The organism is Streptococcus sp. SI1 (assembly GCF_030439945.1).
GTDB lineage: Bacteria > Bacillota > Bacilli > Lactobacillales > Streptococcaceae > Streptococcus > Streptococcus intermedius.
Window position 1 is genome coordinate 224,321 of record NZ_JAQFJE010000001.1, and the last position, 26,511, is coordinate 250,831.

Consider the following 26,511-nt stretch of genomic DNA (forward strand, 5'->3'; position numbering starts at 1 on the left):
TTGACTTTGAAAGAGGAAAAAAGATGAATCCCTTATTAACTGGTATGAATGATCGGCAGGCGGAGGCAGTTCAAACGACAGACGGACCTTTGCTGATTATGGCGGGGGCTGGTTCGGGTAAGACTCGGGTACTGACCCACCGTATTGCTTATTTGATTGATGAAAAATTAGTTAACCCCTGGAATATTTTGGCGATTACCTTTACCAATAAAGCAGCTAGGGAAATGAAGGAGCGGGCATTTTCTTTAAATCCAGCAACTGAGGATTGCTTGATTGCGACCTTTCACTCGATGTGTGTGCGCATCCTGCGACGGGAAGCAGATCATATTGGTTACAATCGCAATTTTACCATTGTTGATCCGGGAGAGCAGCGGACCTTGATGAAGCGGATTCTCAAAAATCTCAATCTCGATCCTAAGAAGTGGAATGAGCGCGCCATTCTGGGCACCATTTCCAATGCCAAGAACGACCTGATTGATGAGGTGGCCTATGAGAATATGGCTGGTGATACGTATACAGAAATTGTGGCTAAGTGCTATACAGCTTATCAAAAGGAACTGCGCCAGTCAGAGGCTATGGACTTTGATGATTTGATCATGTTGACCCTGCGGCTTTTTGACCAAAATCCTGACGTCCTGACCTATTACCAGCAACGTTACCAGTACATCCATGTAGACGAGTATCAAGATACCAACCATGCCCAGTATCAGCTGGTCAAGCTCTTGGCTTCTCGTTTTAAGAATATCTGTGTGGTTGGAGATGCCGACCAGTCTATCTATGGCTGGCGGGGAGCCGACATGCAAAATATCTTGGATTTTGAAAAAGATTATCCTGAAGCTAAAGTCGTTCTTCTAGAAGAAAACTATCGCTCTACCAAGACCATCCTTCAGGCAGCTAATGAGGTTATTCGAAATAACCGCAATCGCCGTCCTAAAAATCTCTGGACTCAGAATGAAGATGGCGAAGAAATTGTCTACTATCGAGCTAATGACGAGCAGGATGAAGCTCTCTTTGTCGCTCGAACCATTGAACAGCTGACCCGAGAAGGCTACAGTCATAAGGATTTTGCAGTTCTTTACCGGACCAATGCTCAATCACGGACAGTGGAAGAAGCCCTCCTTAAGGCCAATATTCCTTATACCATGGTGGGGGGCACCAAATTCTATAGCCGTAAGGAAATACGGGATGTCATTAGCTATCTAAATCTCATTGCCAACCCTAGTGATAACATCAGCTATGAGCGGGTGGTGAATGAGCCCAAGCGTGGTGTTGGTCCGGGAACAGTAGAGAAGATTCGGAATTTTGCAGCTAGTCAAAATGTGTCTCTTTTAGAAGCCTCCTCACAGATTATGCTTTCACTTGTCAAAGGGAAAGCTGCTCAGTCAGTTTTTGACTTTGCCAATCTCATTTTGAATCTTCGTGAGCGACTAGATGAGTTGACGGTGACAGAATTGGTGGAAATAGTTATCGAAAAGACGGGTTATACTGAGCAATTAGTAGCTCAAGGGACGCTGGAAAGTCAGGCTCGAATTGAAAATATTGAAGAATTCTTATCGGTTACCAAAAATTTTGATGAACATTCTGAAAATGATACAGAAGAAACGGGGCTTGATAAGTTAAGCCGTTTCCTTAATGATCTGGCTTTGGTTGCGGACACAGATGACGCTGGCACTCAGGAAAGTTCAGAAGTGACACTTATGACGCTACATGCTGCCAAGGGGTTAGAATTTCCAGTGGTTTTCATTATCGGTATGGAAGAAAATGTCTTCCCACTTAGTCGGGCAACTGAAGAGGAAGACGAATTAGAGGAAGAGCGCCGATTGGCCTATGTTGGAATTACTCGTGCTGAAAAAGTCTTGTTTCTGACCAATGCTAACTCGCGTTTGCTGTATGGGAAAACTAATTACAATCGACCAACTTGTTTTCTCGATGAAATTAGTTCGGATTTATTGAATTACCAAGGATTAGCTCGACCGGCCAATACATCTTTTAAAGCTTCCTATGTAAATGGAAAAAACGTCCAGTTTGGTCAAGGGACGAGTCTCGCTCAAGCATTACAAGCACGCAAACGGCAAGTTGGACCAAGTAGTATTTCCTCAAGTCAGTTGCCATTTGGCAAGAATATAGAGGCTACTCAACCAGATTTGAATTGGGCTATCGGTGATATTGCGCACCATAAAAAATGGGGAGATGGAACTGTATTGGAGGTGTCAGGTAGCGGTAGTAGCCTAGAACTAAAAATTAATTTTCCAGAGGTTGGATTAAAGAAATTGTTAGCAAGTGTTGCACCAATTGAGAAAAAATAACATCTAAATGTAAGAAGGAGTTGTTATGATAAAATATTCCATCGAAGTTTGGATTTATAATCCGATTATCAGGGAAATGTTACTCTTAAAAGTTAAAACGGATCAATTTTCTTTTTGGCAACCGATTACTGGTGGTATTGAGAATGGTGAAATTCCTGAAGTTGCCTGTATTCGGGAGATTTTTGAAGAAACTGGACTGAAAACTACTCTAACAAAACTTTTGAAAATCGGACATCATACTGTTGTTATGAATGAAGACTTATCCATTTTTAAAACACTTTTTCTCATGGAAACGAAGCGGAAGGATATTCGTATTTCTGATGAACACGTTGATTTTATGTGGACAAAAGTTAAAACTGTTCCTGATATATTGTATTGGCAGAGTAATCAAGAGACGTTTCAAATGGTAGTAGAAAAATTAAGCTAGGAGAGCAATGAAAGAAAGTAGTCGTGGCCTGATGTTTGATGTCTTTGCTAAGCATTCTTTGTAGCTTCAAGTTTGAAGGGAGTTAGTAATATGGTTTGATACTATTTCTAGCCTCTTTGAAATACTTGAAGAAGTTTCGTATGGTTGTTTGTCTTTTACTATAAAGGATTGTAATGGGTTTCTGAGTTTCATAATTCTGAGCAATATAAGTTAACTTGGATTTCTGATAATAGAATTCATTCCAGAAGAGAACTTCAGGTAAAATAGGCTACTTCTCTTTAAACTGAATGTGGTTGAGTTTACGATAACAGCAGACGTTGAAAGGGTTAATTAGAGGCGATGTCTTTAGTAAGAACTGAGAAATCGCTAATTTCGATTAAAGGAATCTTAGAAGGCTTTTGGTAGTCGTATTTTATCTATTTATCCTTGTAGTGTTTATGTTTAGAGGGGTATAGTCTAGATAGGTGATTACCTCAATATGAGTTTCATACTTAAAAGCTTTATTTCAAGTGATATTCCTGTCTCTAATTCTAATCAATTCTGTCATATTATGGAGTTGTTCCATGTGATGCTTTTCGTTATAAGCCATATGGAACTTTTTCATGCATTCAAAAGGCTTTGTAATTTCCAAAATGGATTTCGCTAATACAGATGTTATAGAATCTTTTTTATTACCTCTTGACATTAGAATTGTCAGAATTTATAATAAAGGTAGAAAGGCGATAACGGTGTTATCAAATTAAAATCATGAAAAAAGAAACTGATGAGTTAAACAAAAAAATCTTGGAGAGCGCAAGGAGTGAGCTCTTAGCTTATGGCTATCAGGATGCTTCACTGCGGAGAATTTGTCGCGCTGCTGGCTTGACGACTGGTGCGCTTTATAAGCGCTATGAAAGTAAGGACAGTCTCTTTACAGCCCTGCTTGAGCCTACTCTGGATGCGCTAGACTGGTATGGACAGGAGCAGAAGCAACGTGACTATGCTTTGCTAGAAGAAGGACATCTGTCTGATATGTGGGCCCATCGTTTAGAGGATCTCCAGTCTCTGATGCGGATTCTCTATGAGCATAAGGATAACATGCAACTGCTGCTGTTTAAATCTCAGGGGTCTTCGCAGGAAGACTTCAGGATTCATCTGCCTCATTTGGCTACAGATGAGACTTATCGCTATTTGGAGCTGGCTTATAAAGAGGGGAAAATCAATCATTTGGTTAAACATGAGTTTCTGCGATCGTGCATGACAGCTTATTACACAGCTGTATTTGAGCCTTTGGCGCAAGACTGGTCCCAAGAGCAGGCGATGGAATTTTGCCATTCCATCATGGATTTGTTTGATTGGGGAAGTTTGCTAGGTTTTTGATAGAAAGAAGGAAATTCTATGAAGAAAAAATCTGTCCTTGCTTGGATCTGGGACTTTGTCTCCCTTCATAAGCTATATTTTGTACTCAGTCTGATTTTTGCCTTCGCCTCTGTGATTTCAGGTTTTCTGCCTTATTTCTTTATTGGTGGAATGATTAATCAGCTCTTGACTGGCAATAAAAACTGGGATTTCTACCTGCAGCAGTCTGCTTGGGTGGGTCTGGCTTGGATTGGTTACTGGGGATTCCACGGTATTTCCACCATGCTGTCGCATACGGCTACTTTTAAGATTTTAGCGGAAATGCGGCGCCGCCTGACAGACAAGCTGGCTAGGCTGCCTCTTGGTACAGTGCTCAGTCAGTCATCGGGGAGTTATAAGAACATTATCGTTGAGCGGGTGGATGCGACCGAAACGACCTTGGCTCACCTGATTCCAGAGTTTACCGCTGGGATTTTTGGTCCGATTATTGTTCTCATTGCCATGCTGGTCATCGATTGGCGGCTGACCTTACTGTCCCTCCTAACTATTCCCATTGTGGCATTGGCCTATATGCGGATGGTTGCCAATAGCGAAGCAGACTACCAAAATACTCTGGTCAAGACCAAAAAGCTCAATGATACGGCGGTGGAATATATCAATGGGATTGAAGTTATCAAGGTTTTTGGCAAGGAAAAGTTCTCTTACGATAAGTTTGTGACGGCTGCTAGAGAAGGAGCAGACTGCTTTATTGAGTGGATGCGCAAGTTTAATCTAGAGATGGGCATTGTGACTGCTTTTCTGCCATCAGGCTTGCTCTTTCTGCTGCCGGCTGGCTGTTATTTCTATCTGCAAGGTAGCTTGACTGCCAGCAATTTCATTCTAATGATCATTCTGTCGCTCAGTCTTCTGACTCCTCTGATTTTAGTGGCTAGTTACATGGACGATTTACGGAAAATCGGGACTATTTTTGGTCAAGTGATCGATATTTTGGAAAAGCCTGATTTGAAAAGACCTCAGGAGCTGATAGAACTTCCAAAAGGAAGGGATCTGGTCATGACAGATGTCAGCTTTGGCTATACAGATGAAGAGGAAGTACTGCATGACATTTCGCTAGATATTAAGGCTGGCAGCATCAATGCTTTAGTTGGGCCATCAGGCTCAGGTAAGTCTACAATTGCCAAGCTTCTAGCTTCTTTCTGGGATGTCACTTCTGGTCAGATCACCTATGGTGGCTTGGATATTTGCCGGCTTCCGCTAGACTATTACAGTCAGCAGATTGCTTACGTGACCCAGGATAACTATCTTTTTGACGAGACTATTATGGAAAATATCCGGATGGGAAATCCAGCAGCATCTGACGAAGAGGTCATCGAAATTGCTCGCCGCTGCGGCTGTTATGACTTCATCATGAACTTGGAAGCTGGCTTTGAAACTCAAGTAGGCTCTGGCGGCGGTCATCTATCTGGCGGGGAGCGTCAGCGGATTGCCATCGCCCGTGCCATGCTTAAGGATGCGCCGATTCTTATTTTGGATGAAGCGACTGCTTATACAGATCCGGAAAATGAAGCACGGATTCAGTCCAGTCTAGCTCGTCTGATTGAGGGACGGACCTTGATTGTCATTGCCCACAGGCTGTCTACAATTATGAGTGCAGACCAGATAGTCCTGGTCAATGATGGTCGGATTGAAGCTAGAGGTCGGCATGAAGAATTGCTGGTAACAAGTCCACTTTATGCTTTCATGTGGCAGGCCCATATTGCTACCAGGGATAATAGTGAGATGGAAGGAGGGCTGACTCATGCTTAATATACTGAAGAAATTCTTTGATTTCTGTACGGCAGAGGACCGTAGGAAATTTTATCAATCCATTTATCTGGGCATCATCAAGTCCTTTATCATCGCTCTGCGTATCCCAGCAATTGGCCTAGTCGTTATGGGACTGATTGAGAAGAATCTCTCTATGCAGACCTTTTGGCTGGCTCTGGCTATCATGTTGGTATCAACTGTTCTAAACGTCTGGATTACACTAAAAATCACTATGCTGCAGACGGAAGCGGGCTATCATACCTGTGCTCAGAAGCGGATTGAAATTGCCGAGCACATGCGCTATCTGCCCATGGGTTACTTTAATAAAAATAGCTTGGGCAAGATTACTAGTGTTACGACTAATACGCTGGAAGGGTTGTCTGATGTAGCTACGCGAGTGATTATGATGACTGTGCAGGGCTTTCTGACGACTGGTCTCATCACTATTTTGGTCTTTCTCTATGACTGGCGGGTTGGTCTGGTTCTCTTGGTGGGTCTTGTCCTCTTTCTCCTGCCCAATACCCTCATGCGTTGGCAAGTTGGCAAGGTTTCTGATGGCAAGTATCAGGCGGATATGGATCTGGTAGCCGTTGTTTTGGAGTATAGCCAAGGGATTGCTGAAGTTAAGAACTACGATCTGGTCAACCGTTCTGCCAAGAAGCTGTCCAAGGCTATTGAAGGCAAGAGTCAGCTAGATACCAAAATGACACTTGTGACCTCACCTTACATTGCCCTTCAAGGCATCGTGACCAAGCTGACCGGTCTCTTTATGGGGCTTTTCTCTATCTACTTTTATCTCAATGGCAGTATGGAGCTGCTGGTAACCATTATGATGATTGTCAGTGGCTTTATGATTTATGAAAATCTAGACGGCGTCGGCTCTTTCTCTTCTCTCCTGCGCATTGTTGATTTGTCGGTTGACATGGTCAATCAAGTTTTGGCTATCCAGCCGATGGACATCAGTGGTCAGGATATTGAGCCTAAGAGCAGTCGGATTGAGCTGAGAGACGTTAGCTTTTCTTATGGAAATAAGAAAATCATTGACCAAGTTTCCCTCACTATTCCTGAAAAAACGACAACTGCTTTGGTTGGACCTTCTGGATCAGGTAAAACAACGCTCTGCAACCTCATTGCCCGCTTCTGGGATGTGGATCAGGGAAGTATCAGTTTGGACGGACATGATGTCAGGGACTACAGCTATGACAGCCTGATTCGTAATTTCAGTTTTGTCTTCCAAAGCGTCTATCTCTTTGAGGATACTATTGCTAATAATATTCGTTTTGGCAAGCCGGAGGCCAGTCAGGAAGAAGTAATAGAGGCTGCCAAGAAAGCTGCCTGTCATGACTTTATCCTCTCACTGCCTGATGGCTATGACACCAAGATTGGTGAAGGAGGTGCTAGTCTTTCTGGAGGTGAGCGCCAGCGCATTTCTATCGCTCGGGCTATTATCAAGGATGCTCCTATTATCATTCTGGATGAAGCAACAGCCAATGTTGACCCAGAAAACGAAGAAGCCCTCATGCAGGCTATTCAGGCCTTGACTCGCGATAAGACTATTATCATGATTGCCCACCGGCTCAAGACAGTTGAGCACGCAGACCAGATTTTGGTGCTGGATCAAGGCCGCATTGTTGAGCAAGGCAAACACCAAGACTTACTGGCCAAACAAGGTATCTACAGTAAGTTTATCCAAGAAAGAAAAACAGCCGCCAGCTGGCGGATTGAGATGGGGGAGTGATAGTATTTAAACCGTTGTAAATCAGCGGTTTTTTTTTACGTTTGATTTCATTTGTTTCAGTCTTGACTGAAATGAGTGAAAGAGGTATATTATAGGTAAGAGGTAACAGATATGAATCAGAAAAAGAAGATTAGTTTAAAGCCAGAGTTACAAAAGTTTATTGAGAATATTGCTGCCATTTATGAAGGTTATGGTATTCCGCGAATTGGGGGTCGGATTTTTGGTTTGAGCCTTATTTTTGGAGAACCTTTGTCAGCAGAAGATATGTCGGCCCTCCTTCAAGCAAGCAGGAGCAGTATTTCTACCAATATTCGAGCATTGATGCTCAATGGCTGGATAGAAAAGGTTACCTTTCCTGGAGATAGGATTGACTATTTTAGATTTTCCCCCCAGGCTTGGGAACGAGTTCTAGAACATCGAAAAGAAGCTTTATTTCCAATCAAGCAGATTGTTGAAAGGGGGCAGCAGGAACTGGCTGAAGATTCGCTCGAGCACCAGCAGTTAGAAGACATGAAAGCATGGCTGGATATCCAGGCTCATTATCAGGAGGAAATGTTGAAGGCTTGGCAGAAACATATCAGAGACAAGCAAAGAAGGTGACGAAAATGTATGAAAATCCTTATCAATATTTATCGGGAAATATTGGAGACAAAAAACTCATTCGGGCGGGTTTTGAAGAAAAACTCTATGATACAGGACAGGTTAAACTGAATTATGTTGTGGGACCGGACAATGGACCCAATCTTCTGCTTATTCCAGCTCAAATGGGAACTTGGGAATCTTATGGCAAAGTCCTGATTCCTCTTTCTCAGCAGTTCAAGGTATATGCTATTGATATTCGGGGGCATGGCAAGTCCAGCTGGACACCAGGAGATTATTCTTGGTCTACAATCGGTCAGGATATGCGTTCCTTTATTGACAATGTCGTCCAAGGGAAAGTAATCATTTCGGGAAATTCTTCAGGAGGTATTATCGCTCTTTGGTGTGCAGCCAATTTGGGTTCGGAAGTAGCAGGAATTGTCATTGAGGATGCTCCTGTCTTTTCAGCAGAGATGCCTCGTTTTAAGGAGAGGGACCGTTTTGTCTACAATGGTCTCAAGCATATGGTAGAAAAAATAGGGGATTTGGACAATCGTGATTTGGCGGATTATTTTTCAGGTCAGGAGATGCCTGTCTCGGAGAATCGGGTTAAAAAAATGCCTGACTGGATGATTCGTTTATTATCAAAGCGTATCAAGAAATTTCAAACCAATCACCCCAATCAGCCACTGGAAGTTGGTTTTCCATCTGCTTTGAAGCTGCTTCTGAAATCACTGTCCATGTTTGATCCAGATTTTGCTCGCGCTTTTGTGGATGGCAGATTTTATCAAGGTATTCATCATGCTGAAGCCCTGAAAGCAAGCACTTGTCCAATACTATTTCTCCATGCTAACTGGAAAAGATATGAGAAGTACGGTCTAGTTGGGGCTCTAGATGACCAAGATGTTCAGCATATTCTGGAGCTGGCGCCACAGACTATTTACAAAAAAATTCCAGCCAACCATGTCATCCATGCATTTAAACCTCGTTGCTATATCCAAGCTTTGCTGGAGTTTAAAGACACAATTCAGAACAGCTAAAGCAAGCCAATGGCTTGCTGTTTTTCATTTATTGGCAGGAATGGTATAATAGTTGATAGTCGTGAGAAGTAGATTAATGAATTTGGGAGAATGTTGAAAAAAAGAATAAGAAATAATAATGATAGAGATATAATCTATCAGCTTGAAAAAGAGAAGGATTAAAATTTTTAATTTTAAATGAAGAGGTACCCCATGAATGAAATCAAATGCCCCAACTGTGGGGAGGTTTTTACAGTCAATGAGAGCCAGTACAGTGAGCTTTTGTCGCAGGTTCGGACTGCAGAGTTTGACAAGGAGATTCATGCTCGGATTGAGCAGGAACTGGCTTTAGCAGAGCAAAAATCTCAGAATGCCCAACAAGCTCTGCTATCGCAGAAAGAGCAGGAAATTAGCAAGCTTCAAAGCCAGCTTGCTCAGTTTGAGACCCAGCAGGAGTTGGCTAAGAAAGAGGCGGAGCAGGCAGCCAGTCTTCAATTGCAGGAGAAGGATAAGGAAGTTCAGCAATTGGAAAGTCAGCTGACAACGCTGCGCTTGGAGCATGAAAATCAATTGCAAAAGACCTTGTCTGCGCTGGAAAAAGAGCGCGACGAGGTTAAGAATCAGCTAGTTTTGCAAGAAAAGGAAGCAGCGCTGGCTCAGACCTCTCTCAAAGAGCGCTATGAGGTAGAGCTGCGACAGAAAGATGAGACAATAGAGTTCTACAAGGATTTTAAAGCCAAGCAGTCCACTAAGATGATTGGCGAGAGTTTGGAACAGCACTGCGAGTACGAGTTTAACAAGAACCGTATGGCCATGTTTCCACGAGCCGAGTTTGGTAAGGACAATGATGCCAGAACAGGCAGCAAGGGTGACTACATTTACCGTGAGGTGGATGAAAATGGTGTAGAAATCCTCTCCATCATGTTTGAGATGAAAAATGAAGGCGATGAGACAGCGACCAAGAAGAAAAACGAGCATTTTTTCAAAGAGCTGGATAAGGACCGGCGGGAGAAAGGCTGTGAGTATGCTATTCTGGTGACACTTCTTGAGGCTGACAGCGAGCTCTACAATTCGGGTATTGTCGATGTATCTTATGCCTATGAGAAGATGTACGTTATCCGACCTCAGTTCTTCCTGCCCATGATTACCCTCTTGCGAAATGCTGCGCTTAACTCTCTCCAGTACAAGCAGGAACTGGCCTTGGTACGGGAGCAAAACATTGATATTACGCATTTTGAGGAAGATTTGGATGCCTTTAAAGTAGCTTTCGCTAAGAACTATCAGTTTGCTTCGACAAACTTTGGCAAGGCAATCGAAGAGATTGACAAGGCCATCCGCCGGATGGAAGAAATCAAGAAATTCTTGACAACCTCTGAAAACCAGCTGCGCTTAGCAAATAACAAACTGGACGATGTCTCTGTCAAAAAACTGACACGCAAAAATCCTACTATGAAAGCTAAGTTTGAAGCTTTGAAGGGAGACTAGGAGGATCCTATGCAGATACGAAAAGCAACCATGAAAGATGCTGAAGCCTTACTGTCTTTATACGAAGACTTGGGCTATCCAACGACCGCTTCTAAGCTGGCTCGACGTTTAGAAATGATTCTCTCTCAGCCGCATTATGGCTGTCTTTTAGCTGAAAGAAACGGAGAAATTTTAGGTTTCTTAGGTTATGCAAAGCTCTTCTTTTTTGAAGCAGATGGATCTTACTATCGTATTTTGGCTTTGTCAGTTGCAAAAGAAGCAAGACGAAAAGGAATTGCTAGTAGGCTAATCGATGAATTGAAAAAACAAGCGGTAAAAGAAGGAGTTAAGGCACTGACTCTAAATAGTGGATTAACCGCTGAACGAAATGCTGCACATCAGTTTTATCAGGCAGTTGGATTTGAAAAAGTGACTGCCGGCTTTGCTTTGCATTTAAAAACTTAACATAAATAAATCATGAAAAAAATAGTAGAGGAAACGAAGTAATGTCTTCAACAAAAGGGAAAACCTTATAGTTTAACGATAAGAGCATGGACTATGTGACCTTTGGGAAAGGGAAGAAGCCTCTGCTCATCATTCCAGGTCTAGGGGATGGTTTGGCGACTGTTAAGGGAATGGCGCAAATGCTTGCCCTAGTCTATAGAAAATTCGCAACAGCTTACCAAGTTTACGTTTTTAGCCGAATCAATGAATTACCAGAAAATTATACAACACGAAATATGGCGACTGATATAGCTGAAGCTATGGATGTTTTAGGTCTGAAAACGGTAGCTGTCCTAGGAATTTCCCAAGGCGGTATGCTTGCCCAGTGGTTGGCAGCAGATTTCCCGGAAAGAGTTGAAAAATTGATTTTGACAGTTACAACTGCGAAACTGAATAATCTTGGTAGGGAGAGGATTACTCGCTGGCTTGAATTGAGTCAGACTGGAGCCTATAAAGAACTGATATTTGATATTGTAAGTCACTCTTATACGGCTAAATCTTTTGGAAAATTCAAATACCTTTATCGAATAATGGGAATCTTTGGTCGCATTAAAGATAAACAGCGGATTGCTATTCAGGCCATATCTTGCTTAAGACATGATAGTCTAGCTGTTTTGGGAAAGATCAAGTGCCCTACGCTAATCATTGGAGCAGAAGAAGATGATGTTCTAGGTGTGGGAGCTTCGCTCGAATTGCATCAACATATCAAAGATAGTCAGATCACTATTTTACCAGACTGTGGCCACGCACTCTATGAACAGCATAAGGATTTCCAAAAGAGAGTTTTAGTATTTTTAGAAAGTTAACCAATGAACGGAATTATCAACTTAAGAAAAGAAGCGGGCATGACCTCGCATGATGCGGTATTTAAGCTGCGCAAGATTTTAAAAACCAAGAAAATCGGTCATGGGGGTACCTTGGATCCAGATGTGGTCGGGGTGCTTCCGATTGCTGTGGGCAAGGCGACGCGCTTGGTCGAGTTCATGCAGGAGGAAGGCAAGGTCTACGAGGGGGAGATTACCCTGGGCTGCTCAACAACGACAGAGGATACCAGCGGAGACATCCTAGAGCGGACGCCAGTGACAGAGCTTTTAGAAGAAGCCCTTATCGATGAAGCGATGGAGTCCATGACTGGTGAGATTCGCCAGATTCCGCCCATGTACTCAGCAGTCAAGGTCAATGGCCGCAAGCTTTATGAGTATGCAAGAGCGGGTCAAGAAGTGGAGCGGCCAGAGCGGCAGGTGACCATCTATAGTTTTGAGCGCACCAGTCCGATTTCCTATGAAGATGAAAAAGCCCGCTTTCGTTTTCGAGTGAAGTGCAGCAAGGGGACCTATGTCCGGACCCTGTCTGTTGATTTAGGAGTCAAGCTTGGCTTGGCCAGTCACATGTCTCAGCTGACACGGATTTCCTCAGCAGGTATGAGTTTAGAAGATGCCTTGACCTTGGATGAAATAGCAGAGCGAGTAGCAGAGGAGGATTTTTCCTTCCTCCAACCACTCGAATTGGGTATAGGGGATTTGGTTAAGATAGACCTTACAAAAGAACAGGCAGAGGATGTGCGATTTGGTCGATTTATTGATGTGAATTCCAATGAAACTCAAGTAGCTGGATTTTTCCAGGGGAAATTGCTTGCTATTCTAGAAAAGCGTGACGAAGAATATAGACCTAGAAAAGTGTTTCTTTAACATTTTGTGATAAAATAGATAAGTGATGAAAACGATTAGAATTAAAAACGAACAAGACATTCAGCAAATTGAACAAACAGTATTAGTGCTAGGGTATTTTGACGGGCTGCATAAGGGGCATCAAGCATTGTTTGCTGAAGCGAGAAAGATTGCGTCAGATAAGGATTTGCAAATTGCGGTGCTGACTTTCCCAGAGTCTCCTAAATTGACTTTTGTACGCTACCAGCCTTCATTGATGCTTCATTTGACAAGCTTAGAAGATCGCTTGCAGCAATTAGAAAATCTTGGTGTAGATTATCTCTATTTGATTGACTTTACCAGTCAATTTGCTCGCAATACGGCCAAGCAATTTGTTGAAAAATACATCTCTCGTTTGAAAGCAAAGGCAGTCGTTGCAGGATTTGATTATCATTTTGGTTCTGATCGATACAGTGCAGAAGATTTGGAAAAACTGTTTGACGGACAAGTTATCGTGGTTCCCTCTGTAAATTTGAATGGTTCTAAAATTAGTTCAACTCGTATTCGAGAGACAATACTAGCCGGAAATGTAGCGGAAAGCAATCAATTGCTAGGTTATTCGCTATCCACCTGTGGCATAGTCGTTCATGGTAATGCAAGAGGGCGAACGATTGGCTATCCAACGGCAAATCTTGCTCCACTAGATCGAGTTATTCTACCAGCAGATGGTGTTTATGTGGTCGATGTAGAGCATGACGGTCAGATTTATCGAGGAATGGCTAGCGTCGGGAAAAATGTTACTTTTGAAGGCGATGAACTTCGTTTTGAAGTCAATTTTTTGGATTTTTCACAAGATATTTATGGTGATACTATTCGTATTTTTTGGTTAGAAAAAATACGAGATATGGTAAAATTCGATAATGTAGCTGAGCTAGTCAAACAATTACAGGTAGATGAGAAAATCGCAAGATATTGGACTCCTAAAAATGGGGACCACTAAATCATGTAGTAAGCTTCTTATTTTTCCTAAAAAATAGGAGAAAATTTGTAAAAATACCTAGTAATCTTACATAAAATTTAGTATAATGATAACAGTTACAAATAATAAGAAGAGAAATGCATGGTTACACTATTTTTATCACCGAGTTGTACAAGTTGTCGCAAGGCGCGTGCATGGCTATCTAATCATGAAGTTCCTTTTGAGGAACACAATATCATGACGAGTCCTCTATCTGCATCAGAATTGCAACATATCCTTTCTCTTACGGAGAATGGAACAGATGACATCATTTCAACTCGCTCCAAAATATTTCAAAAATTAAATTTAGATGTTGAAAGTTTATCAATTTCTGAGTTATTACGCTTAATTGAAGAAAATCCAAGTCTTTTACGTCGTCCGATTATTTTAGAGGGAAAACGAATGCAAATTGGATTTAATGAAGATGAGATTCGTGCGTTTTTGCCTCGCGGATATCGAAAACAAGAATTGCGTGCTGCAACCCTGAGAGCTGAGATTGAGTAATATGAATAAAAACTATCGTTACCCACTAGACATGTCGTGGAGCACTGAAGAGCTTGCTTCAGTGCTTTCTTTTTTGAATGATGTAGAGCGGGCTTATGAAGAAAAAATAACAGCAGAAGAGATACTATCATCTTACAAACTCTTCAAAAAAATTGTTCCAAGCAAAGCTGAAGAAAAGCGGATTGGACGTGAATTTGAAATAGCGAGTGGCTATTCCTTATATCGAGCTGTTCAAGCTGCAAAACAAAAGGAGAAAGGAATGTTTTCTCTTGGAAAAGAAATTTAATTTTGCTAAACAAATTGTTCTGAATGTTGCTTCCTATATCAAGGAGCATTTAAATGATCAATTGGAAATTGAAACTAAGTCCAGTCCGACTGATTTGGTAACTCAAATGGACAAGGAAGTTCAGGATAATTTAGTTACCTGGATTTTAGAAGCTTACCCTGCTGATCATATTTTAGCTGAGGAAAATGGCCTTCGTCATTCTATTTCGGATGGGAATGTTTGGGTTATTGATCCTATTGATGGTACAAATAATTTTGTAGCACAAAAAGTTGATTTTGCGGTTGTATTGGCTTATTTTGAAAATGGGATTGGTCAATTTGGTGTCATTTATGATGTGATAGGAGACAAGTTATACCATGGTGGTGGTCAATTTGATGTATATTGTAATGAGCAGAAATTACCTTCTTACCAAGATCGCCCCTTAAATCAATTTTTAATGGCTTCAAATGCTGGTATTTTTGAGCGCAATGATTGGGGAATTGCTGACTTGGCGAAAGAAACCTTAGGGGTTAGAGTATACGGGAGTGCTGCGATTAGCTTTAGCAAGGTATTATCCGGTCAACTTTTGACTTATATTTCCTATATTTGGCCTTGGGATTATGCTGCAGCTTCCATTATGGGCGATAAGTTGGGCTATACTACTTTGACATTTGCTGGTGAGCAACCTGATTTTAAAAGCCGTCAGGGGATCATGATGATTCCAACTATGAAATTGGACGAAATTAAAAAATACATATATCGAAAGTGAGAGGATTAGATGCATTTTCCAAAAGGATTTAAAGAAAAATACTACAATCTTTTGGGAGAGGAGGCTCCCTCTTTTTTTCTAACTTTTGATGAGGAGCCGGTTTCCGCTTTTCGAGTAAATCCACTAAAAGAACATCAAAAACATTTTCTAAATCCTATCTCCAACACGAACTGGGGTTATTATGGCAAGATTTCTGGAAAATCAATAGAGCATGTCACAGGCTTGGTGTATTCTCAAGAACCTGCTGCGCAAATGGTTGCTCAAATTGCAGCACCGCGTCAGGATATGAAAGTGCTTGATTTGGCTGCAGCGCCGGGTGGGAAATCCACTCATTTGTTGTCATACTTGAATAATACAGGTGTGCTTGTTTCCAATGAAATCAATTCAAAGCGTTCGAAGGTTTTAGTAGAAAATATTGAGCGTTTTGGAGCGAGAAATGTAGTGGTGACGAATGAATCTGCTGATAGATTAAGCCAAGTTTTTCATGGTTATTTTGATTTGATTGTCTTAGATGCACCTTGCTCTGGTGAAGGAATGTTTAGAAAGCAGCCGGAAGCAATGGAATATTGGAATGAATCTTATCCGACTCAGTGTGCGCAGGTTCAGCGTGAGATATTGGAAAATACGGTAAAAATGTTGGCGACGAATGGCGAACTCATTTATTCCACTTGTACTTGGTCACCAGAGGAAAACGAACAGATAGTGGATTGGTTGTTAGAAAATTATCCGCTTGAATTAGTCGAAATTCCTAAAATCAATGGGATGATTGCAGGTATTAACTTTCCAGAAACTGCACGTATGTATCCTCACCATTTCAAAGGTGAAGGTCAATTTGTTGCAAAATTTCGCCTTTGTAGTAAGCAGTCAGCAAAAAAATTAAAAGTAAAAAAGAGCCATCTGACATCTGAGCAGAAGATGTTGTGGCAGAAGTTTCAAAGAGAACATCTAGCTATAGATCTGACTGGAGAATTACAGACTTTCGGTGATCATTTGTATCTGTTGCCATTAGGGCTACCAGATATGTCGAAATTAAAAATTGCTAGAAATGGCTTATATCTGGGAGTCTTTAAGAAAAAACGTTTTGAACCAAGTTTTGCTTTGGGCCTTGCTTTAAAACCAAACGAGGTGAAGCGAGTAATTGAAATTGATGAGGAGCAATTTAAAAAATATGTTGCTGGTGAAATAGTAAATCTCGATCAAAAATATGGAAATGGTTGGTACCAGATAATCGTTCAAGGCAATGGTCTAGGATTTGCAAAAGTAACTGGAAATATTCTGAAAAATTATTTTCCAAAAGGCCTCAGATTTCAATAAAAAATCTTTCCAAAATCATCTATATATGTTATAGTGAGATGAGATGCAAAGAAGTTAGAAAAACCATAGATCAACAAGCGTTTTCATATCTTAAAAGGAGATTATTTTGGTAAAGCATAAAAAAATACTTTTGTTTATTACTCTTATGTTTTGTAGTATCAATTTGTCAGCTTGTGCTTCCTGGATTAACCTTGGTGAATCAATAACAGCTGTAGGCTCAACTGCTTTGCAGCCTTTGATTGAAGCGGTTGTAGACAAATATACTGAAGAAAACCCGAAAAAAATTGTCAATGTGCAAGGTGGTGGATCAGGTACAGGATTATCACAAGTTCAATCAGGTGCAGTAGATATTGGAAATAGTGATTTGTTTGCAGAAGAAAAAGACGGAATCAAGGCTAAAACTTTGGTGGATCACCAAGTTGCTGTAGCGGGTACTGCGATTATTGCAAATAAAGGAATTAAGGTAAATAATTTATCAACAGATCAACTACGCAAAATTTTTACTGGTGAATATACGAACTGGAAACAAGTTGGCGGGCAGGATTTGGACATTACAATTATCAATCGTGCGGTCGGTTCTGGTAGCCGTGCTGTTTTTGATAGTATTATTATGAAGGGCAAGGAAGCCAAGCAGGCGCAGGAGCAAGATTCTAACGGAATGGTCAAAACGATTGTGTCGCAGACTCCAGGTGCTATTTCTTACTTAGCTTTTTCTTATGTTGATACAAGTGTAAAAAGTTTAAATTTGAATGGCTATAAGCCCACAAAGAAAAATGTAACACTTAATAATTGGCCACTTTGGTCTTACGAACATATGTACACTAAGGGGGAACCCAATAAACTTACTAAGAAATTTCTGGATTATATAATGACAGCAGAAGTACAAAATAATATTGTGGGAAAAATGGGCTATATTCCTATCAATGATATGAAAGTGACTCGTAGTCTTGATGGAACAATTAGCTCAAAGTAACAGAAAGAGTATAGTATAACATGAACGAAGTAGCAAAAAAAATGCTGACAAAGTCAAAGAATTCTCGTTTGGAATCTTTTGGAAAAACCATTACCTTTCTTTGTATGAGTTTAATTGTCTTTGTCGTTGCAATGATTTTATTGTTTGTAGCAGAGAAAGGTCTTTCGACTTTTTTTGTTAATAAAGTAAATATCTTCAGTTTTCTTTTCGGAGCAACATGGAATCCATCTGGTAAAGAATTTGGTGCTCTACCGATGATTCTCGGCTCTTTCCTCGTAACTCTTCTATCAGCGTTATTGGCGACACCATTTGCAATTGGAGCGGCTGTTTTTATGACGGAGGTTTCTCCTAAAGGTTCAAAAATTCTCCAACCGGCTATTGAACTTTTAGTCGGAATCCCATCAGTTGTATATGGTTTTATTGGCTTACAGGTTGTCGTCCCCTTTGTTCGTAGTATGTTTGGCGGGACAGGTTTTGGAATTTTATCAGGGATTTTTGTTCTCTTTGTCATGATTTTACCGACGGTGACTTTTATGACAACAGATAGTTTACGGGCTGTACCGCGCCATTATCGAGAAGCCAGTATGGCGATGGGAGCTACTCGCTGGCAAACTATTTGGCGCGTGACGTTAAAAGCAGCTCGATCCGGTATTTTTACAGCTATTGTCTTTGGAATGGCTCGTGCTTTTGGTGAGGCGTTGGCGATTCAAATGGTTGTAGGAAATTCAGCCGTTATCCCAACCTCTTTGACGACACCTGCTGCAACTTTGACTTCTATCTTAACAATGGGAATTGGCAATACTGTTATGGGAACCGTTAATAACAATGTCCTTTGGTCACTCGCTCTGGTTTTACTTTTGATGAGCTTAGCTTTCAATACTGTGATTAAGTTGATTACAAAGGAAAGAGGTAAGAAGAACTATGCACGCTAAAAAAATAGATAAATTGGCTACAGGTGTCCTCTATACCATTGCAGGAATCATTGTGAGCATTCTTGCCTCTTTAATTCTTTACATTCTAGTAAGAGGATTACCTCATGTCTCTTGGAAATTCTTGACTGGACAATCGTCTTCCTATCAAGCGGGTGGAGGAATTGGAATTCAGCTTTATAATTCGTTATTTCTGTTAGTTATTACTTTAATTATTTCCATTCCGTTATCAATGGGAGCAGGAATTTACTTATCTGAATATGCGAAGAAAGGCCTGGTAACAGATTTTGTCAGAACTTGTATTGAAATTTTATCCTCTTTGCCTTCCGTTGTTGTCGGTCTCTTTGGATATTTGATTTTTGTTATTCAATTCCAATATGGTTTTTCAATCATTTCTGGTGCTCTGGCTTTAACTGTATTTAATTTACCACAAATGACACGTAGTGTAGAAGATAGCTTACAGCATGTGCATCATACACAGCGTGAAGCGGGACTTGCTCTTGGCATGTCTCGTTGGGAAACGATTATTCATGTTGTAGTTCCAGAAGCATTACCAAGTATTGTGACAGGAATCGTATTAGCTTCTGGACGAATTTTTGGTGAAGCAGCTGCACTTATCTATACAGCAGGTCAGTCCGCCCCAGCACTTGACTGGTCAAATTGGAACATTTTTAGTGTAACCAGTCCAATCTCTGTTTTTCGTCAGGCTGAAACATTAGCTGTTCACATTTGGAAAGTCAATAGTGAAGGAACGATTCCTGATGCTGTAGAAGTGTCAGCTGGATCAGCAGCGGTACTTCTCATCTTTATTTTAATTTTCAACCTCGGTGCTCGTAAACTTGGGAGTTACCTGCATAGAAAATTAACATCTGCATAAAAGGAGAAGAAATGACAGAATATAACTGGAATGAAAAACATATTGTTACTTTTCCTGAGGAAGAAGTTGTGTTATCAACAAAAAAATTGCATGTTTACTATGGTAAAAATGAATCCATTAAAGGAGTTGATATGCAGTTTCAGAAAAATAAAATTACAGCTCTTATAGGACCTTCGGGTTCTGGGAAATCAACCTATCTTCGTAGCTTGAATCGAATGAATGATACGATTGACATCGCCAAAGTTACTGGTGAAATCTGGTATGAAGGGATTGATATCAATCGCTCAGACATCAATGTTTATGAAATGCGTAAGCATATCGGAATGGTTTTTCAAAGACCAAATCCATTTGCTAAGTCCATTTATCGTAATATTACTTTTGCGCATGAACGTGCTGGTGTCAAAGATAGGAAGATTTTAGATGAAATTGTTGAAACATCTCTAAAACAGGCAGCTCTTTGGGAACAGGTAAAGGATGATCTTCATAAATCTGCTTTGATGTTATCAGGCGGTCAGCAGCAACGTCTCTGTATTGCTCGCGCTATTTCCGTGAAGCCAGAAATACTGTTAATGGATGAACCTGCTTCTGCGCTCGATCCAATTGCAACAGCACAGTTAGAAGAAACAATGTTAGAGCTGAAGAAGAACTATACGATTATCATAGTAACTCACAGTATGCAGCAGGCGGCACGTGCTAGTGACTATACTGGTTTCTTCTATCTTGGTGATTTAATTGAATATGATGAAACTGCCAAGATTTTCCAAAATGCTAAGTTGCAGTCTACCAATGATTATGTTTCTGGCCATTTTGGATAAGAAACTGTGTGAATTTAGAATTTATTAAAGGATTATCAGATGACAGAACCTATTTTACAAATTAAGGACTTGTCGGTTTATTATAACCAAAAGAAAGCCCTCAATAGTGTATCATTAGATGTATTGCCTCATGAGATTACAGCTTTGATTGGTCCTTCTGGATCGGGAAAGTCAACTCTTTTAAAAGCAATCAATCGGATGGGAGATTTGAATCCAGAGGTTACAACGACAGGTACTGTAATTTACAATGGACACAATATTTATAGTCCGAGGACAGATACGGTAGAGCTTCGAAAAGAAATTGGAATGGTTTTTCAACAGCCCAATCCATTTCCAATGACGATTTATGAAAATGTTGTTTATGGTTTGCGAATCAATGGTGTTAGAGACAAAGAGGTGTTAGACGAAGTTGTTGAATCTTCACTCAAGAGTGCATCTATTTGGGATGAGGTGAAAGATCGCTTATATGATTCAGCCATTGGTTTGTCAGGTGGTCAGCAGCAACGTGTCTGTGTGGCGCGTGTTTTGGCAACGAGTCCAAAAATTATTCTTTTAGATGAGCCGACATCAGCACTTGATCCCATTTCAGCAGGAAAAATTGAAGAAACACTTCATGGCTTGAAAGATAAATATACGATGTTACTGGTGACGCGTTCGATGCAGCAAGCTAGCCGTATTTCAGACAAGACAGCGTTCTTCCTGAGTGGAGATTTAATTGAATTTAATACTACAAAAGAAATGTTTCTCAGTCCAATTCATAAAGAAACAGAAGATTACATTACAGGAAAATTTGGCTAGAAAGATGGATGCTACTTTTTGTTAGTTCAGCCAATCACGAGGAATATTAATCCTCTTTATATCTGACGAAAGGAAATTTTATGCTTAGAGTACAATTTGAAGAAGATTTAGCAAAACTCCATAACCAATTCTATGCGATGGGAAATGAAGTGTTATCACAGATTAACCGTACAGTTCGTGCATTTGTGACCCACGATCGTGAATTGGCAAAAGAGGTTATTGAAAAAGATGCAGAAGTAAATGAATATGAAGTAAAGTTGGAGAAAAAGTCTTTAGAAATCATTGCTTTGCAGCAGCCTGTTTCACAAGATTTACGAACTGTTATTACAGTTTTGAAGGCAAGTAGTGATGTGGAAAGAATGGGAGATCATGCCGTTTCCATTGCACAAGCAACGATTCGCATGAAAGGAGAAGTTCGTATTCAATCTGTCGAAGAAGAAATCAGCAAGATGGGACGTGACGTCAAAAATTTTGTGGAAGCAGCACTTGAACTTTACCTTAATGGTGACGTGGATAAGGCTTATGAAGTTGCAGCAATGGATGAGAAAATTAATCAGTATTTTGATGATATTCGAGATCTAGCAACGCAAGAAATTAAGGCTAATCCTGATTTGATCGTTACGGGTCGTGATTACTTCCAAGTAATTTCGTTTTTAGAACGTATTGGCGATTATGCCAAAAATATTTGTGAATGGGTTGTTTATTTTGAAACAGGCAAAATTGTTGAAATGTAAAAGTTAAAATAAAAAATTTGAGATGCTTTCTCAAATTTTTTATTTTAGTCTTCTTTTTCCGAATAAGGATATGAGGAGGTTTTTTATGTATAGTATTTCATTTCAGGAAGATTCTTTATTGCCAAGAGAACGTTTGGTAGCAGAAGGTGCAGAACAATTGAGTAATCAAGAATTATTATCTATTCTTCTCCGAACAGGTAATAAAAAAGAAACTGTTTTTCAAGTTTCCCAACGAATTTTATCAACTATTTCTAGTTTAAATGAGTTACGTAATATGACGCTACAAGAACTACAATCAATCTCTGGAATTGGTCGTATCAAAGCTATTGAGTTGCAAGCTATGGTTGAATTAGGGCAACGAATCAGCAAGGCAAAATTGATTATGCAAGAGCAGATTTTAAGTAGCCAAAAATTAGCGAAAAAAATGCAACAGGAATTAGGACATAAAAAACAGGAACATCTTGTTGCTTTATATCTAGACACTCAAAATAAAATAATTCATCAACAGACTATTTTTATCGGCAGTGTGTCACGCAGTATAGCAGAACCACGTGAAATTTTGCACTATGCTGTGAAACATATGGCGACATCTATTATATTAGTACATAATCATCCCTCAGGAGCGGTACTACCTAGCAAAAACGACGATGAAGTCACCAAACATGTAAGAGAAGCATGTGAGCTAATGGGCTTCATCTTACTGGATCATCTCATCGTCGCTGAGAAAGATTATTATAGTTATCGAGAAGAAACAGAATTGATTTAAAGTTTATTACCAACATAGTCAAAAAGAAGCCGATCTTTAAGACGTGTTTCAAATAAATATTCGAGATACCACTGAACTCCTAGATAAGCGATTTTATCAGTTGTTGCAATAGCTTCAATAGCGTTGTCTTTTGAATCCCGTGTTATGACTTCAATCTTCTTTGCTGAATCTTTGATACTTTTCTAAAATAGAGCCGGATTTAGTGACCAATTTTGGATAGTATACTCAGCAGAAGTGTCTTGCTAGTAATGTTCAATATCTTGATAAAGAGTTCTCCCATTGTGACTTGAAATAATTGTGCATCACGACAAACAGTAAAAATTGGTTTATCCTGCTGGATAGCTTCATGAATTAGGGTTAATTCAAATACATCATGTTCTAAGTGCTATCATCCCTATCAATCGTTTTTCTTCGCCATAAAATTGCGGAGCTACATTTTGCCCATCCGTTAGAATAAGTTTATCAATCATCTGGATGTAGTGGGTGTGCCATATCTGCATCCCAAATTGGTAAAATAACAAGGCTTCCACCAATTTATTTAATATCCTCTACAAATCCTTTTGCAGTATAACTCATCATTGCAAAAGGATTTGGTCTTTCATTTTCTGTAGCTCCGATAATGGGTTTCTTCATGAGTAGTGGTACGCTTTTTTAATGTTCTTTTTTCATAAAGTAGAGTAATGTCTGTAGCTCACTGGTCAAATCAACATATTGAACGACAACATCTTTTGGAACAGTTAAGTGGACAGGTGAAAAACTGAGAATACCTTTTATACCAGCTTCCACAAGAGTAGTTGCAACTTCTTGAGCTTTTGTGCTTGGAACTGTTAAAATAGCTGTTTGTACATTTACGTTTCTTAGTTTATTGTTGATTTGTGAAATACCATAAATAGGAATCCCGTCATTTGTAGTGGTTCCAACTTCAGGATGCTCGTCAATGTCAAATGCCATGACAATCTTCATTTTATTACGTTCATGGAAGCGGTAGTGGAGTAAGGCATGTCCCATATTACCGATACCAACCAACATCACATTGGTAATCGAATGATCATGAAGTAAATCAGCAAAAAAATTCATGAGCTTTTTTACATCATAACCATATCCACGACGCCCCAATTCCCCGAAGTAAGAAAAATCTCGACGGACAGTTGCTGAATCAATTCCGATAGCATCTGCGATTTGCTTTGAATTTGCCTTTTCGATTTTTTCAGAATTAAATCGTTTAAAAATCCGATAATAAAGAGAGAGTCTTTTAGCAGTTGCACGTGGAATAACTGTACTTTTTTCAGATTTCACAAAACCACATCCTTTCAATGACTATTTTATAGAAAGTTTGTGAAAAAATCAACTTATTTGATAAAAATAGAAAAATAGTAGGATAAAATGCAGAAAATTTTTGATTCTGCATTTTATCCTACTCTTACTTTATTACTTCGCTGCTAGTTTAAAAATAAGATTTTAAACTAGGTCATTTTCCTATTGATCTTTCTTGATGAAAATGCCACGTTCTACCAAACTATTCATTAGGAAATAAAATTTTTCCTGAATAATATGATTAGCCTCTGATTTAAAAATATTGACCAAACGAAGTCCTGATTTGTCTGTAATATTGATTTTTACACCCGAAAGCTCTTTATTGATAATGATTTTTAATAGGAAACCATCACCACTATTGGGAACATTTTCTAATAAGCGTGACAATTCATAATTTCCAACTTTTGTTTCAGCGAAAGTGTTATCACGCAAAGTAAATTTTTTTACGTTTTCTCCAAGAGAGTAGCTGTATGGGCAATCTTTTAAGTGAATAGTGGTCTCAAAAGCCATCTATTTATCCTCCTAAAATTTCTTTTAATATTGTGGTAAATTGGTGAACTTCTTCTGAAGTATTTTGTTCTGAAAAGCTAATGCGGATAGATTCCTTTAAACGATTTGAATCACTACCATAAAAAGCTTCAAGAACGTGACTTGGTTCAACTGTACCTGCTGTACAAGCAGATCCGGTTGAAATAGAAATTCCTGCCAAGTCTAAACGCATTAGTAATAAGTCATTAGCCTGTGTAGGAAAGCCAAGATTTACAACATAGGGAAATGTATGAGAAATATTGTTGATATAATAGTCTGTCTCATCCAACTCCGTGAGCAGTTGTGTTTTTAAACTGTCAACATGGTGAATATTTGCTTGATAAGAACTGAGATTTTCTTTTAAAGCTGCAATCATTCCAGCGATAGCTGCTAAATTTTCAGTGCCTGCACGTCTTTTATCTTCTTGATCTCCACCATGTAAAAATTTATCAAATTTCATCTGATTGGCATATAAGAAACCAATGCCTTTAGGACCATGAAATTTATGAGCTGATGCACTCATAAAATCAATTCCTAGTTTTTCAGGATACACAGGTAATTTGCCCATAATTTGTACTGCATCCACATGATAAGCGGTAGGATGATGTTTCAAAACTTCAGCAATTTCTTTGATTGGAAGCAGGTAGCCAGTTTCATTGTTGGCATACATAGTGGAGACAAGTATAGTATCCTCTCTAAGAGCTTCTTTTATCTGCTGAGCTGTGATTTCTCCATTTTGGGGTTGGATATAAGTCGCTTCAAAGCCAAACTTATCTACCAGATATTCAATAGTTGCAAGCACAGAATGATGTTCGATAGCAGTGGTGATAATGTGCTTTCCTTGATCTTGATGGGCTAAGGCATACCCCTTTATGGCTGTATTGTTACTTTCTGTCCCACCTGATGTAAAGATGATATGTTGACTTTTAGTATGAAGTAGATCAGCAAGTTCTTGTCGTTCTTTGCGAAGAATTTTGTTAGCAGCTCTGCCGTGGTTATGGATACTAGATGGATTACCAAAGGTATTTTCCATAACCTGTGTCATAGCAGTCATAGCAGCCTTTGACATGGGTGTTGTTGCTGCATTATCGAAATAAATCAAGATTTCTCCTTATTTCTTTTTATTATAGGCAAATAGAGGACTAACGGGTTTTCTTTTATGGATACGAACGATTGCGTCTCCAATTAGCTCGCTTGCAGTAATGTATTGAACATTTTTCGGAGTTTTTTCTTTCGTTGCAACTGAGTCAGTAACCAGGATTTCTTTGATGGGAGAGTTGTCTAACTTTTCAGCGGCTCCCTCAACAAATAAACCATGACTAGAAACTGCATAAATCTCTGTTGCACCTTCGCGTTCAACAATTTTGGAAGCTTCAGCAAATGTACGACCAGTATTTAAAATATCATCAATAAGGATAGCTTTTTTTCCAGCTACATCTCCGATAATATAGCCTTCGTTACGGTGGGTATCGTCTTGAGCGTAGTCGATAATCGCAATCGGAGCATCTAAATGCTCTGCTAAACTTCTAGCACGTTTAACACCAGAATTTTTGGGACTAACCACAACAACATCTTCACCAGACAAGCCCTTTTCACAGTAATGTTTGGCGAAGAGAGGGACAGTGTAAAGGTTATCAACAGGAATATCAAAGAAACCTTGAACTTGAACGGCATGCAAATCAAGGGTCAGAACACGATCAACTCCTGCCTTTACCAACATATTTGCTACCAGTTTTGCCGTAATTGGTTCACGAGGAGCAGCTGTACGGTCTTGACGAGCATAGCCAAAATATGGCATAACGACATTAACAGAATTAGCGCTGGCACGATTGCATGCATCCACCATGATGAGAAGTTCCATTAAATGATTATTGACAGGGAAACTCGTTGACTGAATGATAAATACATCAAAACCACGTACACTTTCCTCAATGTTAACTTGAATTTCTCCATCTGAGAATTGACGTGAGGATAATTTTCCAAGGGGAACACCAGCAGCTTTAGCAATTTTTTCGGCTATATCGTGATTGGAATTTAGTGCAAATAACTTCATCTGTGTTTTATCCGTCAGTATATCCAT

At 39.8% G+C, this 26,511-nt stretch carries 27 protein-coding genes and 1 pseudogene; 23 read left to right on the forward strand and 5 right to left on the reverse strand.

Features of this window, described 5'->3' with window-relative positions; genetic code table 11:
• Positions 1-23 precede the first annotated feature (23 nt).
• The 23 genes from pcrA to radC all read left to right on the forward strand — a co-directional run bounded on the left by pcrA (position 24) and on the right by radC (position 22,589).
• Complete coding sequence (pcrA, locus tag PCY10_RS01135; RefSeq protein WP_301558752.1) at positions 24-2,306, forward strand: DNA helicase PcrA; 2,283 nt, start codon at positions 24-26, stop codon at positions 2,304-2,306.
• 25 nt (positions 2,307-2,331) lie between these two features.
• Positions 2,332-2,733 (forward strand): NUDIX pyrophosphatase, encoded by a 402-nt coding sequence (locus tag PCY10_RS01140; RefSeq protein ID WP_021002568.1) that lies wholly within the window; start codon positions 2,332-2,334, stop codon positions 2,731-2,733.
• 747 nt (positions 2,734-3,480) lie between these two features.
• Positions 3,481-4,092, forward strand: a complete 612-nt coding sequence (locus tag PCY10_RS01145; RefSeq protein WP_021002569.1) for a TetR/AcrR family transcriptional regulator — start codon at positions 3,481-3,483, stop codon at positions 4,090-4,092.
• A gap of 18 nt (positions 4,093-4,110) precedes the next feature.
• Complete coding sequence (locus tag PCY10_RS01150; protein WP_021002570.1) at positions 4,111-5,877, forward strand: ABC transporter ATP-binding protein; 1,767 nt, start codon at positions 4,111-4,113, stop codon at positions 5,875-5,877.
• Positions 5,870-7,615: an ABC transporter ATP-binding protein gene (locus tag PCY10_RS01155; RefSeq protein ID WP_021002571.1), complete on the forward strand. Its 1,746-nt coding sequence runs from the start codon at positions 5,870-5,872 to the stop codon at positions 7,613-7,615. Before PCY10_RS01150 ends, PCY10_RS01155 begins: the two co-directional genes overlap by 8 nt.
• 111 nt (positions 7,616-7,726) lie before the next feature.
• Positions 7,727-8,215 carry a GbsR/MarR family transcriptional regulator gene (locus tag PCY10_RS01160; protein ID WP_021002572.1) on the forward strand — a complete coding sequence of 163 codons (489 nt, stop codon included), beginning with the start codon at positions 7,727-7,729 and terminating at the stop codon, positions 8,213-8,215.
• Positions 8,216-8,220: 5 nt separating this feature from the next.
• Entirely contained in the window at positions 8,221-9,234 is a 1,014-nt protein-coding gene (locus PCY10_RS01165) for an alpha/beta hydrolase (RefSeq protein ID WP_003076585.1), read from the forward strand.
• A 192-nt stretch (positions 9,235-9,426) separates the two neighbouring features.
• Positions 9,427-10,698: a DUF2130 domain-containing protein gene (locus PCY10_RS01170; RefSeq protein WP_021002573.1), complete on the forward strand. Its 1,272-nt coding sequence runs from the start codon at positions 9,427-9,429 to the stop codon at positions 10,696-10,698.
• A 9-nt stretch (positions 10,699-10,707) separates the two neighbouring features.
• The gene (locus tag PCY10_RS01175; RefSeq protein ID WP_021002574.1) at positions 10,708-11,142 is read left to right on the forward strand and encodes a GNAT family N-acetyltransferase; all 435 of its coding nucleotides are present in this window, start codon (positions 10,708-10,710) and stop codon (positions 11,140-11,142) included.
• 86 nt (positions 11,143-11,228) lie between these two features.
• Positions 11,229-11,987 carry an alpha/beta hydrolase gene (locus PCY10_RS01180; protein ID WP_021002575.1) on the forward strand — a complete coding sequence of 253 codons (759 nt, stop codon included), beginning with the start codon at positions 11,229-11,231 and terminating at the stop codon, positions 11,985-11,987.
• A 3-nt stretch (positions 11,988-11,990) separates the two neighbouring features.
• A complete protein-coding gene (gene truB / locus PCY10_RS01185; protein ID WP_021002576.1) occupies positions 11,991-12,869 on the forward strand; it encodes a tRNA pseudouridine(55) synthase TruB in 879 nt (292 codons plus the stop codon).
• A gap of 25 nt (positions 12,870-12,894) precedes the next feature.
• A complete protein-coding gene (locus tag PCY10_RS01190) occupies positions 12,895-13,827 on the forward strand; it encodes a bifunctional riboflavin kinase/FAD synthetase (protein ID WP_021002577.1) in 933 nt (310 codons plus the stop codon).
• A 120-nt stretch (positions 13,828-13,947) separates the two neighbouring features.
• On the forward strand, positions 13,948-14,349 hold the full coding sequence (locus PCY10_RS01195; RefSeq protein ID WP_003072266.1) for a Spx/MgsR family RNA polymerase-binding regulatory protein: 402 nt from the start codon (positions 13,948-13,950) through the stop codon (positions 14,347-14,349).
• A gap of 1 nt (position 14,350) precedes the next feature.
• Positions 14,351-14,635 carry a UPF0223 family protein gene (locus tag PCY10_RS01200; protein ID WP_003069518.1) on the forward strand — a complete coding sequence of 95 codons (285 nt, stop codon included), beginning with the start codon at positions 14,351-14,353 and terminating at the stop codon, positions 14,633-14,635.
• Complete coding sequence (locus PCY10_RS01205; RefSeq protein WP_021002578.1) at positions 14,619-15,383, forward strand: inositol monophosphatase family protein; 765 nt, start codon at positions 14,619-14,621, stop codon at positions 15,381-15,383. Before PCY10_RS01200 ends, PCY10_RS01205 begins: the two co-directional genes overlap by 17 nt.
• A 9-nt stretch (positions 15,384-15,392) precedes the next feature.
• Positions 15,393-16,697: an RsmF rRNA methyltransferase first C-terminal domain-containing protein gene (locus PCY10_RS01210; protein WP_021002579.1), complete on the forward strand. Its 1,305-nt coding sequence runs from the start codon at positions 15,393-15,395 to the stop codon at positions 16,695-16,697.
• Positions 16,698-16,803: 106 nt separating this feature from the next.
• On the forward strand, positions 16,804-17,670 hold the full coding sequence (locus PCY10_RS01215) for a phosphate ABC transporter substrate-binding protein PstS family protein (protein WP_301558753.1): 867 nt from the start codon (positions 16,804-16,806) through the stop codon (positions 17,668-17,670).
• A 20-nt stretch (positions 17,671-17,690) separates the two neighbouring features.
• Positions 17,691-18,602, forward strand: coding sequence for a phosphate ABC transporter permease subunit PstC (gene pstC / locus PCY10_RS01220; protein ID WP_003069509.1), 912 nt, complete (start codon positions 17,691-17,693; stop codon positions 18,600-18,602).
• Entirely contained in the window at positions 18,592-19,476 is an 885-nt protein-coding gene (pstA, locus tag PCY10_RS01225; RefSeq protein ID WP_003076526.1) for a phosphate ABC transporter permease PstA, read from the forward strand. The genes pstC and pstA overlap by 11 nt, the downstream gene beginning before the upstream one ends.
• 11 nt (positions 19,477-19,487) lie before the next feature.
• Complete coding sequence (gene pstB / locus PCY10_RS01230) at positions 19,488-20,291, forward strand: phosphate ABC transporter ATP-binding protein PstB (RefSeq protein WP_020998471.1); 804 nt, start codon at positions 19,488-19,490, stop codon at positions 20,289-20,291.
• 39 nt (positions 20,292-20,330) lie between these two features.
• Entirely contained in the window at positions 20,331-21,089 is a 759-nt protein-coding gene (gene pstB, locus PCY10_RS01235; RefSeq protein WP_117276258.1) for a phosphate ABC transporter ATP-binding protein PstB, read from the forward strand.
• An 80-nt stretch (positions 21,090-21,169) separates the two neighbouring features.
• Positions 21,170-21,823, forward strand: coding sequence for a phosphate signaling complex protein PhoU (gene phoU, locus PCY10_RS01240; RefSeq protein WP_003076541.1), 654 nt, complete (start codon positions 21,170-21,172; stop codon positions 21,821-21,823).
• Between the two features lie 85 nt (positions 21,824-21,908).
• Positions 21,909-22,589 carry a DNA repair protein RadC gene (radC, locus tag PCY10_RS01245; RefSeq protein ID WP_003072284.1) on the forward strand — a complete coding sequence of 227 codons (681 nt, stop codon included), beginning with the start codon at positions 21,909-21,911 and terminating at the stop codon, positions 22,587-22,589.
• Here the strand turns inward: radC and PCY10_RS09660 are convergent.
• From PCY10_RS09660 to PCY10_RS01280, 5 genes and pseudogenes are all read right to left on the reverse strand, one after another.
• A pseudogene (locus PCY10_RS09660) lies at positions 22,586-23,222 on the reverse strand (gamma-glutamyl-gamma-aminobutyrate hydrolase family protein). The gene radC and the pseudogene PCY10_RS09660 sit on opposite strands and share 4 nt — an antisense overlap.
• 18 nt (positions 23,223-23,240) lie before the next feature.
• Positions 23,241-23,885, reverse strand: coding sequence for a redox-sensing transcriptional repressor Rex (locus PCY10_RS01265; RefSeq protein ID WP_009568906.1), 645 nt, complete (start codon positions 23,883-23,885; stop codon positions 23,241-23,243).
• A 180-nt stretch (positions 23,886-24,065) separates the two neighbouring features.
• Positions 24,066-24,413: a DUF1831 domain-containing protein gene (locus tag PCY10_RS01270; protein ID WP_003072290.1), complete on the reverse strand. Its 348-nt coding sequence runs from the start codon at positions 24,411-24,413 to the stop codon at positions 24,066-24,068.
• Between the two features lie 4 nt (positions 24,414-24,417).
• Positions 24,418-25,533: a cysteine desulfurase family protein gene (locus tag PCY10_RS01275; RefSeq protein WP_020998473.1), complete on the reverse strand. Its 1,116-nt coding sequence runs from the start codon at positions 25,531-25,533 to the stop codon at positions 24,418-24,420.
• Between the two features lie 9 nt (positions 25,534-25,542).
• The gene (locus PCY10_RS01280; RefSeq protein WP_096363335.1) at positions 25,543-26,502 is read right to left on the reverse strand and encodes a ribose-phosphate diphosphokinase; all 960 of its coding nucleotides are present in this window, start codon (positions 26,500-26,502) and stop codon (positions 25,543-25,545) included.
• Positions 26,503-26,511: the final 9 nt, after the last annotated feature.